This is a genomic window from Dissulfuribacter thermophilus, from assembly GCF_001687335.1.
Taxonomy (GTDB): Bacteria; Desulfobacterota; Dissulfuribacteria; order Dissulfuribacterales; family Dissulfuribacteraceae; genus Dissulfuribacter; species Dissulfuribacter thermophilus.
The window spans coordinates 297889-310239 of record NZ_MAGO01000001.1 but is presented as its reverse complement, the minus strand read 5'-3'; the positions used below and the strand labels follow the sequence as shown (position 1 = coordinate 310239).

The following is a 12351-nucleotide window of genomic DNA, read 5'->3' as shown; positions in this document are numbered from 1 at the left end:
AAAAATCCCCTCAACAAGATTCACGATGAATTGAGAGTCATTCTATATTAAAGTTGTTCTTGTGTGTCAAGACACAATCTTTATTGGATTAACTCTCTATATTTCTTGGGGCTTTTTTCTCAAACCCTTGAAAGCCATACGCAAGGGTTACTTCTACTGTAATTAACCAATATGAATCAGGACTTTTCTTAATTAATTCTTTAAGCCTTTGGCTCACCCAGTGAGAGTCCTCTATAAGATTAAAAAAGTGCGAATCTACCCCAAAAAAACCGTCTAAAACATGGGCTATTGTGTGAAAAAGTTTACTTGGATAACCCTGAGGCAACATTTCAAGATCTTCTAGATTCTTTACCCCAGTGCCTTTCATCTCCTGAATCCAGTCCCTCAAAAGCCTCCTGTTGACCTCCTCACTGGAGGCGAGCCTCTCCCAAAAAGCAGATTGTTTGCCATTTAATATAGCTTTGTCCAAGTAAAAAAGTTCACTATAGGAAATCAATTCATAATGGTCAAAAAATCTCTTGATCTTTTCCTTACCTTCAGCCATTGAATGGCCATTTACTAAAAATTCATGATAGACAGGAATGGTCTTCATTTGAAACTCCTAATTTGAATAATCCCAAATCATGAATTTTGAATCTTTTCCCACCATCATCCTTACACCTTTGACGTGCCTTAATCACAAATTATGCACTGCAAAAGGAGGCAAACCGGTCCCCCTTGCATCGTGGGCAACTCGCCAATTGCATAATTTGGGTTAATACTAGACAATTGTAGTATATTACCGTGAAAAAGCACACAAATTTCCTGTTGACAAGTATCATTCAATGAACAAAAGTTGCCCAATATGGATAAACAATATCTTTACACCCCACGTATCGTAATTTCAGCCTTCAGAGGTGGAGCAGGTAAGACTGTGGCCTCTTTGGGCATCACACGAGCCATTAAAGATTTGGGTCTAAAAGTCAGTTCTTTCAAAAAAGGGCCAGACTACATTGATGCAAAATGGCTTAAACTGGCCTCAGGAGGCCCATGCTACAACCTCGACCCATTCCTCATGGACAATGAGACCATAAAGGCATCTTTCATTTCAAGGGCCCAAGGGGCTGACATTGCCATAGTCGAGGGTAACAGAGGACTTTACGATGGGGTTGACATAGAGGGAACCTCTAGCACAGCAGAACTAGCAAAACTCATTAATGCACCTGTGATTGTAATTCTAGACTGTACAAAGATGACCCGCACTGCTGCTGCTCTGGCCCTAGGCCTAAAAAATTTGGACCCAGATGTAAAGATAAAGGGAATTGTCCTCAACCACATTGTTAGGGCCAGGCACGAGAGAATAGTAAGACAATCAATTGAGACCTATACTGGGATCAAGGTCCTGGGCGTAATCCCGAGGTTCAAAAAAGACCCCATGCCCATGCGTCACCTTGGTGTAACTCCAGTAGAAGAACACCCAGATGCAGAAAACAGCATCAGCTCTGTCTCCAAGATGATACAGGAAAATATCGACATCGATGCTGTAATAGATATTGCAAAAAGCGCCGGTCCTCTAGCGTTATCAGATGGACTAGAGGCCCAGTCTGTTTTTCACTGTCTCACTCAGCCCAAAAGAGTCCGAATTGGGGTTCTTATGGATGAGGCCTTTCAATTTTATTATCCTGAAAACCTAGAGGCCTTACAAAAAAACGGGGCACAAATAGAGTTCATAAGCGCGATAAATACACCAAAACTTCCTGATATCGACCTTCTATATATTGGTGGCGGCTTTCCAGAGACCCAGGCAGAGAAACTCTCAAAAAACGAGGCCTTCAAAAAATCGGTTAAAGAGGCCATTGAAAATGGGCTGCCAGTCTATGCAGAGTGTGGAGGATTGATGTATCTCGGTCGAAGCATTACCCACCAAGGGAACACCTATCCAATGGTGGGAGCAATAGACTACGATTTTTTGGTGGAAAAGAGGCCACAAGGACATGGATATAGCATTCTCAAGGTAGAGAGGCCTACCCCTTTTTATGAAGAAGGCTTCACCCTAAAAGGCCATGAATTTCATTACTCTCGACCAATAAAAATAAACACTCTCCAAAAGAGCGTTCTTTCTTGTTCAGTGATGAGAGGTCATGGCTTCGATGGCAAGGAAGAGGGCGTACTATATAAAAATCTCTTTGCCACATATACTCACGTGCATGCCCTTCAGCAAAAGGATTTTGGTATAAGACTCACAAGAGTTGCTGCCTCTTACTCTGGACTTCGTGCTGAGCCGAGGCCTTTGCCCTGGCTTCCTCAAGCCAGGTAAAATAGGTCTTGACAAAAAGAATAGTAATCGTCTATACAGCATTTTGATTATATGGCTGTCTGAATTTTTATAAGACCGCCACAAGAAAAAAATAAGGAGGATTAGCCATGTTTGAAATCACTATTGACCTCGACAAATGCCAAGGCGATGAAGAATGCGTCAACGCTTGCCCAGCAGAGGTTTATGATTTTGAGGACGGAAAACCAGTTGCAACTCGTGCTGAAGACTGCCTTGGTTGTGAGACCTGTGTAGAGGTCTGCCCCACAGGCGCCATCACTGTTGAAGAAGTCTAGTGATGAAAAAGAAAATTGGGCAGGGCTTAAGGTCCTGCCCAATTAATCATCTTGTTCATCCAAACACGCCCTTGTGAGATTTTGCTCCTTTGCTAGTATTAACTTTGCTGTCTCTACATCCTTACAGATTTGTTCTCTGAGTTCTAAAGGCCCACTAAATTTCTTTTCATCTCGAATCCGCTGAATTATATTTACTTTGATAGCCTTTCCGTAAATATCCTTATCAAAATCAAATATATGTACCTCTGCACTCAAGCCCGTATCTCCGAATGTGGGATTATAGCCAATGTTCATAACGCCTCCGAAACACTGGCTATCTAATATTACTTGGACGCAATACACTCCTACCTTGGGGCATAGATCGTCTTCTTCTAGTACGAGATTGGCAGTAGGAAAACCTACAACCGAACCTCCTCTCCTCTTGCCTACACGTACCACGCCTCTAATCTGGTAATAGCGCCCTAGGAGCTTATAAACCCTGCGCATCTCTCCATTGGAGACCAATTCTCTCACCTTAGTACTGCTAACTATCACCCCATCTATCATTACAGGATCCACCACATGAACCTTGAATCCAAAGATGTCCCCCATGGTCTTCAAAAATTCTCTGTCACCCTCTCGGCCCTTTCCAAAGGCATAATCATAGCCCACCACCAGGTCCTCCACCCCTATCTTTCTGACAAAAACCCTTTCAACAAATTCCCTTGCAGGAGTAGATGCCAACTCTTTGTCAAACCGCAAACACAAGAGCCATTCTATTCCAGCCTTTTTTATGAGCTCAGCCTTGTGTTCAAAGGTGGATATTAGTTTTAATGATGATTTGGGCCTCAATACCTTTAAAGGATGAGGTTCAAAGGTTATTGCGATAGTATCCCCGTCCCTTTTTGAGGCAAGGTCTACCACCTTTTTAAAAAGGGCCTGATGACCGAGATGAACGCCGTCAAAATTACCTATTGTAACAGCTGGCCTAAAAAATGGTCTTTTTATTTCCTCAAGTGACCTCAAAATTTGCATAATGCAAAGATGGTAATGGACCTCCTTGACAACTGCAAGTATACAAATGTAAATTAGCTTTAGCTCGTTGCCGAAGTGGCGGAATTGGTAGACGCGCTAGATTCAGGATCTAGTGGGCATTACGCCCGTGGGGGTTCGACTCCCCCCTTCGGCACCAGTCATTTTTTTCTGACCGTTATCTTCTCAACGATCTTTCTATAATAGATCTGGTGTTTCTCAAGATTAATTGGGCGCTTTCTAAGCATATTGGCCTTGGTGATTAAGACATTTAGCTTTTTTGCCTGCCTGTATCGTTCCTTCTCATCACTTAGCCCCTGTAACAAGTCTTCTGCTTTTTGTATCTCCTTTTCTGCCTCTATTTCAGGGGGAAGGAAACCGGAATTTTTTAGAATTTTATAGGCCATTCGAAGATCAGGGGGTATAAATGAATCATCTTCAAAAACAAGTGGCTTTCCTTTACCTTCCAAATTCTCAAAGGCCCCATTTTCCATGGCCTCGCGAATCCTCTGCTCTGCGATCTTCTGAAAGATGAACATCTGGACCTCTCCTCAAGATGGAAAATACCATTTCACCATTTTAAAGTCAAAACCCCACTCACCCATGACCTTTACCCACACTTGACACCATAAACGTTCACGTACTAATTAGCACACCCCGCAGGATGAAACGGTAAAAGAGGGAGAAGGGAGAAGAAAATTCAAGATTCAAGATTCAAGATTTCAGGACCGATCCCAGTTGGCCGCTGGGCTTTGGTGTGGGCAGTGCTTGCTTCTTCCTTCTACCTCATGTAAAGAGCGGGAAGCACGTATTTTTCACGGGAAATATCTATATTTCTAGCATTTTTGAAAATATTTTCTTCCTTTAACTCAAAACTCATCACTCAAAACTCAAAACTTTAACAGTACCCTGGCTTTAGACCTGGCAAACTTGCCAATTTCAGGATTTAGGTGTTATCTTTTGCCCTCAAAAAACTGCTGGAGGAGAAAAAAATGGAAAGGACTCTATCAATTATCAAACCAGACGGCGTTTCGCGCGGACTCATAGGTGAAGTAATTAAACGTTTTGAAAAAGAAGGTATCAAAATTGCCGCCATGAAGATGCTCCATCTAACCAAAAAAGAGGCAGAGGGTTTCTATGCTGTACACAAAGAAAAACCCTTCTTCGACAGTCTAACAGACTTTATGTCCTCTGGTCCAATCGTAGTTATGGTACTCGAAGGCGAAAACGTCATCCAAAGGAATAGGGATCTCATGGGAGCTACTAACTACAAAGAGGCCAAGCCTGGGACCATAAGGGCTGACTTTGCAACTGACATAGAAAAAAATGTTGTCCATGGATCTGATTCTCCAGAAAACGCCCAAAAAGAAATCGCATACTTCTTCAGTGAACTCGAGATCCACTGAGCTCAAGCTCATAGAAATCATTAAAAAAGAGGTCAGCAGTGAAACACCCCTTACATCTGTAATAACCGACATCGGCGATGACTGTGTTATACTTCGGCCAACCAAGGAGGCTGATCTTGTAGTAACCAAAGACTGCATGGTGGAAGGGGTACACTTTGATCTCTCCTATACCACTCCGTATTTCATTGGAAGAAAACTCGCTACCTCTAACTTAAGCGACATAGGGGCCGCAGGTGGAAGGCCCCTTTGGGCGCTTTTAGGCCTAGGTTTTAGGAGTGATTTTTCCACAGCTTTTTATCAAAGCTTTTTTAAGGGCCTATTGAGTTCCCTTAAGAGAGAGGGGGTTGGCCTCGTTGGTGGAGATACTGTGAGTGCAAAGGAAAGGCTCTTTTTTTCCCTCACCCTAATTGGAGAGGTCCCCAAAGGGAAATTCCTCAGTAGGGCTAAGGCGCGGCCAGGAGACAGGATCTTCGTTTCCGGACCACTCGGAGACTCACAGGGGGGACTATTCCTGCTCCAAAACAGGATAAAACCACCAATCCCGCGCAACCCATTAAAATATCTCATTAAAAGCCATCTAGATCCCAGTTATCCTATGGGGCTTGGCAGGAGATTATTAGAATTGGATCTGGCTTCAAGCTCGATAGATGTCTCAGATGGATTGAGCACGGATCTCTGGCACATTTGTGAGAGAAGCAAAGTCCGTTGCATAATTGAAGAGTCTGCTATTCCAATTTCAAGACCCCTAAGACTGCTTTCAAAAGCAGCGCATGTTCGACCATTGGACTTTGCAATTTCAGGTGGTGAAGACTTTGAAATCATCTGGACTACTCCACCCCACAAGGCCCAAGAAGTAAAAAAAGTAGCGTCAAAATTACTCAAAAGGCCACCCTATGAGATAGGTTACGTGGAAGAAGGTAAAGGTGTGTTCTTAAAAGACTCCCGCGGGAAACTCAGGGAAATCGGCCGACTTGGATATGAACACAGATAATAACATTTGTATCGAGACAAAACATTACCCCATCTCTAGGGGAATTTTTTTGCAGGTAGAGTTTCTATATAGGGACGATTTATTAATAAGAGTATTACTTTCCATTTCAGAAAAAACTCCACCGCACCTGACCCCCTGCAGTGAACTTATAGAAATATTAAAGGGAAACATTAAATATAATTGTGATCTGTCTTCTTGTAGCCCTTTTCAACACAAAGTTTTAAACGAAACTCGAAAAATTCCTTTTGGCAAGACCTTGAGCTACAAGGACCTTGCACAAAAAATTGGCTGTCCTTCACCCAGGGCAGTGGGACGTGCCCTTAAAAATAATCCAATCCCCCTTTTAATCCCTTGTCATCGTGTGCTAAAAAAAGGCGGAGGCCTTGGTGGATTCTCACAAGGCCAGGAAATAAAATCAGTCCTGTTGGAGTTCGAACATGAAAATAGCTGTAATGAGTGATAGTCACGACCACGTATGGAACATGCAAAAGGCAATCAAATCGATTACGGATCATGAAATAAGCCTTATAATCCACCTTGGAGATCTAGTCTCCTCATTTATGCTAGACGAATTAGAGGAATTTACTGGTACTATGCATCTAGTCTTCGGAAACAATCCAGGAGATCAGTACCTACTTCTAAAAAAGGTAGGTGCAATGAACGGCAAGGTAGTCCACCATGGTCACCTTGGAGAAGTTACCATAGAGGGTAAGAAAATCGCCTTTGTCCATGACCCTCACTATGCATATGCACTAGCAAAGACAGGTCAATACGATATTTGCCTCTTTGGCCATACCCACAGGTGGCACGAAGAAATGGTAGGAGATATCCTCTTACTTAATCCAGGAGAAATACTTGGAAAAAAAGAGCCACCAGGCTGGGCCATGCTGGACCTAAAAGAAGGAGCAGTCAGGCGCATTGCCCTCTAATACTAGATTACATACAACACGACACCGGCATAATGTGCTGTAATCATGAAAAAATATTCTGGTGAAAAGAGGGTGAGGGGAGAAATAGCGAATGGCGAATGGTGTAACAGGTAGAAGGAAAAAGGGAGAAGCAGGAGTTGCTGATGCTACTGCCTATCGGCCACTGGGTGGAACCTGGTAGTAGGGTTTGCCAGGCTTTACCCGTAGGCCTACAGGCAACAGGATCAGCAATGCCAGGCTTCTACCTTCTACCTTCTTCCTTCTACCTAAACAAATTGGCAGAATGTAGTGTCGTGTAGTATGACTAGATTATTTAGACCAAGCTATAGGGATTAGAAAATGAATAGGTCCTCAATACGCATTGGAGTTGATACCGGAGGAACTTTTACTGATTTCGTAATAAGGGAACCCAATGGTTCTTTTTCGAGATGGAAGACCCTTTCAACCCCAGAAGACCCTACAAAGGCCATTCTTGAGGGAATTCGCGCCATATTTAATGGTGAAGTTCCCCAGCATATTGAGTGCATACACGGGACAACTGTTGGCACAAATGCATTTATTGAAAGAAAGGGAGCTCGTACAGTACTGATTACAACAAAAGGATTCGAAGACTGTCTACTTATTGGAAGACAGGCACGGGAAAAATTATACGACCTTTTTCTCCAACCAAAGAGGCCCATTATTCCCAGAGACCATATATTGGGACTAAACGAACGCATGACCTGGGAAGGGACACCTCTAATTCCGTTGGAAACAAAAGAGATTAAAAGGGCCCTAAAATTTATAAGGGACAAAGGGGCCGAAAGTGTGGCGTGTTCTTTTCTTCACTCATATGCAAACGACTCCCACGAAAGACTGATTCTATCTGCCCTTTCAGAAAGTGGACTACATTGCTCCATCAGCTCAAAAGTCCTCCCAATGTTTAGGGAATACGAACGCCTTACTACTACCTTAATAAATGCCTATATTGGACCAGTTGTAGGAGGATATGTAAAAAGGCTTAAGAACTACTTAAAAGGTGCATCTGTCCTCATCCAGCAATCAAACGGGGGCGCTGGGCCTGCTTCTTTTATAGAAGACTATGCTATCCAGACACTACTGTCTGGACCAGCAGGAGGAGTACAAGGGGCCTGGGCCCTTTCAAAGGCCCTAGGTCTAAAAGATATCATCACCTTTGACATGGGTGGAACCTCCACTGACTGCTCCATTTGCCCTGGAGAACTTAATTATACACGATCATATTCCATTGAAGGTTATCCGGTCTCTGTCCCTTTGATCGATATTCATACAGTGGGAGCAGGAGGCGGCTCTATTGCCTGGATTGACAAAGGAGGAATCCTTAAAGTAGGTCCTCAAAGCGCAGGTGCGAACCCAGGGCCCGTCTGTTACGGGAAAGGTGAACAGATAACCGTAACTGACGCAAATTGCTTCCTCGGGAGGCTCAGACCAGAGGCCTTTTTAGGCGGACGGATGAAGCTCTTTAAAGACCGTATAAATCCAAGGCTTTCAGCACTTGCAAAAAAAATTGGCCTGAGCCCTCTAGAAACTGCCTTGGGTATTATACGAATAGTAAATACCAACATGATCCAAGCCATCAGAAGCATATCAGTAGAAAGGGGCTATGACCCAAGAGACTTTACTCTAGTGACTTTTGGTGGCGCTGGTGGACTTCATGCAGCCCATATTGCCCAAGAACTTGGTATCAAAAAAGTGTTGTTCCCTGCATTTGGTGGGGTATTTTCAGCCATGGGGATGGCCAACTCATCTATTACAATGGAAAGAGAGACCACTCTTCTCTTGAAAAAGGCCCAATTTAATAAAAAAATTATAAAAGAGGCCCTATCTACATTAAAAAATAGGCTCTTAAAAGAATTCATGGATTCATCAGGTCTAAATGGGGCTGCCGGAGATTATATAAAAAATATTGATGAAAAAGCCATAATTGAAGCAAGGTATAGGGGGCAATCCCATGAGATACCAGTTTTATATGATGATGATTGGGTAGAACGTTTCCACGCAACACACGAGCGCCTATATGGCTACTCCATGGAAGAGCAAGAAATTGAAGTGACAAATCTCAGAGTTCAGCTTACTTTCCACTCCGAGGAAGGAGAGAGCTGGAATAGTACCTTCTATTCCTCTTTTATGGGCCTATCCTCTGAAGAATACATTGACAAAGTCCCCATACAGTTTGAAGAGGGCAGTTATTTAACACCTTGTCTCTCAAGATCAAAACTTAGGGAAGGAATGACAGTGAAGGGACCTGCCCTCATCCTAGATGATTATACCACTATTCTTTGCCCCCAAAATTGGGTAATAACAATAAAGGGGGGGCATTTATTCATGGAGTATTGTCAATGAACCCAGATTTTGTGGCAAAGCTCCTTGAAAGCATCAATTGTGCCATATTGATAGTGGACCATGAAGGGAACATAATTTTATCCAATACTAAGGCCAAAGAGATCTTCTGCCCCCAAGTGAATACAAAAAAGGTAACCGATCACAGAGACTACCACTGTAGCGTAAGATACCAACATGAGGCCCTTGAAGGACTACCAATCAAATCTCTGTTCTTGCCAGAAGACCATGAAGTTTTCTTGCCAAATATTTTGGAAATTACCAAGAGTTATGGAGAATTTGAGGGAGAGGCCCTATTGAGGGATCTTGCTGGAAGACGTTTTTTTGCTTTCGTTTCAACAAGTATCTGTCCTATTGAGGATAAACAGGGATTGGTATTCACAATACACGACATTACGAATCTCAAAAATGTTGAAAAAATTTTAAAAAGGAATGAACGACTCATATTTTGGGGACGAATGCTCGAGGATATAAGCCATCAGATAAGAAATCCTATCCTATCCATTGGAGGCTTTGCTAGACGCATCAGTTCATTGGGTGAAAAAAAACAGAAAAAATATGTAGATATTATCTTACATGAATGTTCAAAACTAGAGCTCCTTCTCTCTAAACTCACAGAGTTCATCAGACTTCCACGTCCAAAACCAAGGCATGTGACTGTTAACGACGTTGTCAACTGCATCAAAGAGCCAGTTGAAGAAACTGCACAGAAATTTTCTACGGGAGTTAATTGGCATATTTCTGAAGTATACTTTAATAAAAAGGCACTTGTTGATGAGGAATTACTACCTAAGGCCGTAGTCCCCGTTGTTGAAAACGCCTGTGAATCCTACAATCAATTGGATAAAAAAGACAAAATTGAGGTGGGGATATCGTCTACAGATACAGATGGTTTTTCATGCAGCATAATAATCAAAGACAATGGCATGGGTATATGCCCAAAGGCCCTTCCAAAGGTTTTTGACCCATTCTATACGACAAAAACAGGACACATTGGAATGGGACTCACTATTTCCAAAAGAATAATAGATGAACTTTTAGGGGACATAATTATTGACTCCCAGTATGGTACTGGCACTACAGTGCAAATGCTTCTTTCTGAAGAAAGAAGAAGGGCCATTCGAAGAGCCAAGATAGGGGTAAATCTTAATGGGAAAAGCTGAGTGGCTTCAGTATATTATTTCTATTCCAGGGCTTAAGGCCCTTGTCATCGTCGTCCTCTATTCAATAGGCGCAAAGATTGTAGATCTTATCCTCACTAAGATATTAAATCGTCTGGTAAAAAAGACAAAATACACATATGATGACGAACTACTGTGTTTTTTACATGCCCCGATCATATGGACAGTATTTATAATTGGCTGCCTCCACGCGAGACTTTATATAGACCTTAAGGAACCTTGGAATGAGATTATTCTAAAGTCCCTTCAAACCATTCTCGCTCTAGTCTGGTGGATTACCTCTTTCAAGATAGCAACTTGGGCAATCCAAAAAAGTTCTGAAAAGATCCACAGAGGAGAAAAATTCGGACAAAATATCTTCTTTCTTTTAAAAAATATTACCAAAATCAGTCTAATTGCCTTAGGCATCTTTTTTGTTCTCTCCCTCTGGAAGGTAAATCTCACACCCCTTTTTGCCTCTGCAGGAATAGCAGGTATTGCTGTGGCTCTGGCAGCAAAAGATACGCTAGCCAATTTTTTTGGTGGGATCAGTATATTTGCAGATAAAAGTTTTAAAGTTGGAGATTACATAATACTGGATTCTGGGGAACGGGGTGAAGTTGTAGATATTGGGATACGTTCTACCAAGATAAAAACACGAGATGATGTGATGATCACCATTCCAAATTCAATACTTGCCAATGCCAAAATCACCAATGAAAGTGCACCAGAACCTAGATTTAGATTGAGGGTACCTGTTGGGGTGGCATATGGGTCAGACCTCGATCAAGTAGAAAAACTCCTCCTTGACCTGGCAAATTCCCATCCAATGGTCTCAAAAGACCCTGCACCTCGCGTGAGAATAAGGAAATTTTCCAACTCATCAATTGACCTTGAGCTGCTCTGTTGGGTTAGGAGGCCTGCTGAAAAAGGCCTTGCCCTACACGACATGTTAAAAAGTATTTATAAGCTTTTTAATGAAAAAGGCATTATAATACCCTTCCCCCAAAGGGATGTACACGTATACTTTAAGAAGGGGGCTTTGAAATGATTTTAAGAAGACCCGCTGTTGCAGACCAATTTTATCCTGGAGATCCTGATAGGCTTCACTATGAAATCGGTAAACTCATGGGAGATCAAAGTGGCAATGAAAAGGCCGTGGCAGTCATATCACCTCATGCTGGATATATGTATTCAGGACATGTAGCAGGAGCCGTTTTCTCAAAAATCAGGATTCCTCCTACTTGTATCATTCTTGGACCCAATCATACAGGCTTTGGTGCGCCTATTTCTGTCATGTCAGAAGGTATATGGCAAATGCCCATGGGAGATGTTGCAATCGATTCTCCGTTGGCAAAACGAATACTTGAATATTATCCTGAAGCTGAAGAAGACGTAGAGGCACACCTCTATGAACACTCCCTTGAAGTCCAGGTGCCATTCCTGCAGTACAAACAAAATGACTTAAAGATTTGCCCCATCTGCCTTTCTCGTCTTTCATTCGAAGAATCCAGAAGGCTCGGAGAAGCTATCAGTCGAGCCGTTTCAGAGACAGACCTCGATGTGCTCATTGTGGCAAGTACTGACATGACCCACTACGAATCCGGTGATGTAGCCAACGAAAAAGACCGCCTGGCCATAGAACGCATTCTTTCCATGGATCCTGAAGGTCTATATAATACGGTATTATTAAACCAAATTACCATGTGTGGATTTATCCCAACAGTGGTAACCCTTGTAGCTGCCATGGGCCTTGGAGCCACAAAGGCCAGGCTCATCAAATATGCAACCAGTGGTGACATCACAGGTGACTACAGGCAGGTTGTGGGATATTCGAGTTTTATAATCCAATAACACTGAAATTCCCCATTTTAGATTAGCCAAAAATCCAAACGGATAAACACGTA

General features: G+C 42.6%; 13 protein-coding genes and 1 tRNA gene. 11 read left to right on the top strand and 3 right to left on the bottom strand.

Annotated features, from left to right (window positions below; genetic code table 11):
- Positions 1 to 88: 88 nt before the first annotated feature.
- Positions 89 to 592, bottom strand: coding sequence for a hypothetical protein (locus DBT_RS01340; protein ID WP_067615665.1), 504 nt, complete (start codon positions 590 to 592; stop codon positions 89 to 91).
- Between the two features lie 252 nt (positions 593 to 844).
- On the opposite strand from DBT_RS01340, the gene DBT_RS01335 reads away from it, so the two are divergent.
- Positions 845 to 2296, top strand: coding sequence for a cobyrinic acid a,c-diamide synthase CobB (locus DBT_RS01335; RefSeq protein ID WP_067615664.1), 1452 nt, complete (start codon positions 845 to 847; stop codon positions 2294 to 2296).
- A gap of 107 nt (positions 2297 to 2403) precedes the next feature.
- Entirely contained in the window at positions 2404 to 2589 is a 186-nt protein-coding gene (locus tag DBT_RS01330; protein WP_067615662.1) for a 4Fe-4S binding protein, read from the top strand.
- Between the two features lie 42 nt (positions 2590 to 2631).
- Here the strand turns inward: DBT_RS01330 and DBT_RS01325 are convergent, their stop codons facing one another.
- A complete protein-coding gene (locus DBT_RS01325; protein WP_067615660.1) occupies positions 2632 to 3603 on the bottom strand; it encodes a bifunctional riboflavin kinase/FAD synthetase in 972 nt (323 codons plus the stop codon).
- Between the two features lie 69 nt (positions 3604 to 3672).
- Between DBT_RS01325 and DBT_RS01320 the strand changes: the two genes are divergently transcribed.
- Positions 3673 to 3760, top strand: a tRNA-Leu gene (locus tag DBT_RS01320).
- A gap of 1 nt (position 3761) precedes the next feature.
- On the opposite strand, the gene DBT_RS01315 is transcribed toward DBT_RS01320, so the two are convergent.
- Positions 3762 to 4139: a DnaJ family domain-containing protein gene (locus DBT_RS01315; RefSeq protein ID WP_067615658.1), complete on the bottom strand. Its 378-nt coding sequence runs from the start codon at positions 4137 to 4139 to the stop codon at positions 3762 to 3764.
- 453 nt (positions 4140 to 4592) lie between these two features.
- Here DBT_RS01315 and ndk point away from each other — a divergent pair, with 453 nt between their 5' ends.
- The 8 genes from ndk (at position 4593) to amrB (ending at position 12298) form a co-directional block, all read left to right on the top strand.
- A complete protein-coding gene (gene ndk / locus DBT_RS01310) occupies positions 4593 to 5006 on the top strand; it encodes a nucleoside-diphosphate kinase (RefSeq protein ID WP_067615656.1) in 414 nt (137 codons plus the stop codon).
- On the top strand, positions 4987 to 5997 hold the full coding sequence (gene thiL, locus DBT_RS01305) for a thiamine-phosphate kinase (protein WP_067615654.1): 1011 nt from the start codon (positions 4987 to 4989) through the stop codon (positions 5995 to 5997). Before ndk ends, thiL begins: the two co-directional genes overlap by 20 nt.
- Before the next feature lie 49 nt (positions 5998 to 6046).
- On the top strand, positions 6047 to 6457 hold the full coding sequence (locus DBT_RS01300; protein ID WP_244155271.1) for a methylated-DNA--[protein]-cysteine S-methyltransferase: 411 nt from the start codon (positions 6047 to 6049) through the stop codon (positions 6455 to 6457).
- Entirely contained in the window at positions 6435 to 6926 is a 492-nt protein-coding gene (locus tag DBT_RS01295; protein WP_067615652.1) for a YfcE family phosphodiesterase, read from the top strand. The genes DBT_RS01300 and DBT_RS01295 overlap by 23 nt, the downstream gene beginning before the upstream one ends.
- Before the next feature lie 339 nt (positions 6927 to 7265).
- A complete protein-coding gene (locus DBT_RS01290) occupies positions 7266 to 9287 on the top strand; it encodes a hydantoinase/oxoprolinase family protein (protein WP_067615649.1) in 2022 nt (673 codons plus the stop codon).
- Positions 9284 to 10447 carry an ATP-binding protein gene (locus tag DBT_RS01285; RefSeq protein ID WP_067615647.1) on the top strand — a complete coding sequence of 388 codons (1164 nt, stop codon included), beginning with the start codon at positions 9284 to 9286 and terminating at the stop codon, positions 10445 to 10447. The genes DBT_RS01290 and DBT_RS01285 overlap by 4 nt, the downstream gene beginning before the upstream one ends.
- Positions 10434 to 11495: a mechanosensitive ion channel family protein gene (locus DBT_RS01280; RefSeq protein ID WP_067615645.1), complete on the top strand. Its 1062-nt coding sequence runs from the start codon at positions 10434 to 10436 to the stop codon at positions 11493 to 11495. The genes DBT_RS01285 and DBT_RS01280 overlap by 14 nt, the downstream gene beginning before the upstream one ends.
- Positions 11492 to 12298 (top strand): AmmeMemoRadiSam system protein B, encoded by an 807-nt coding sequence (gene amrB / locus DBT_RS01275; RefSeq protein ID WP_279614729.1) that lies wholly within the window; start codon positions 11492 to 11494, stop codon positions 12296 to 12298. Before DBT_RS01280 ends, amrB begins: the two co-directional genes overlap by 4 nt.
- The last annotated feature ends 53 nt before the right edge of the window (positions 12299 to 12351 follow it).

What these genes read in the sequence shown, in the direction of transcription:
- DBT_RS01315 (WP_067615658.1), bottom strand. Translation starts at nt 4,139, where the DNA reads ATGTTCATCTTTCAGAAGATCGCAGAGCAGAGGATTCGCGAGGCCATG.
- DBT_RS01285 (WP_067615647.1), top strand. Translation starts at nt 9,284, where the DNA reads ATGAACCCAGATTTTGTGGCAAAGCTCCTTGAAAGCATCAATTGTGCC.
- DBT_RS01330 (WP_067615662.1), top strand. Translation starts at nt 2,404, where the DNA reads ATGTTTGAAATCACTATTGACCTCGACAAATGCCAAGGCGATGAAGAA.
- DBT_RS01290 (WP_067615649.1), top strand. Translation starts at nt 7,266, where the DNA reads ATGAATAGGTCCTCAATACGCATTGGAGTTGATACCGGAGGAACTTTT.
- DBT_RS01295 (WP_067615652.1), top strand. Translation starts at nt 6,435, where the DNA reads ATGAAAATAGCTGTAATGAGTGATAGTCACGACCACGTATGGAACATG.
- DBT_RS01335 (WP_067615664.1), top strand. Translation starts at nt 845, where the DNA reads ATGGATAAACAATATCTTTACACCCCACGTATCGTAATTTCAGCCTTC.
- amrB (WP_279614729.1), top strand. Translation starts at nt 11,492, where the DNA reads ATGATTTTAAGAAGACCCGCTGTTGCAGACCAATTTTATCCTGGAGAT.
- ndk (WP_067615656.1), top strand. Translation starts at nt 4,593, where the DNA reads ATGGAAAGGACTCTATCAATTATCAAACCAGACGGCGTTTCGCGCGGA.
- DBT_RS01340 (WP_067615665.1), bottom strand. Translation starts at nt 592, where the DNA reads ATGAAGACCATTCCTGTCTATCATGAATTTTTAGTAAATGGCCATTCA.
- DBT_RS01325 (WP_067615660.1), bottom strand. Translation starts at nt 3,603, where the DNA reads ATGCAAATTTTGAGGTCACTTGAGGAAATAAAAAGACCATTTTTTAGG.
- DBT_RS01280 (WP_067615645.1), top strand. Translation starts at nt 10,434, where the DNA reads ATGGGAAAAGCTGAGTGGCTTCAGTATATTATTTCTATTCCAGGGCTT.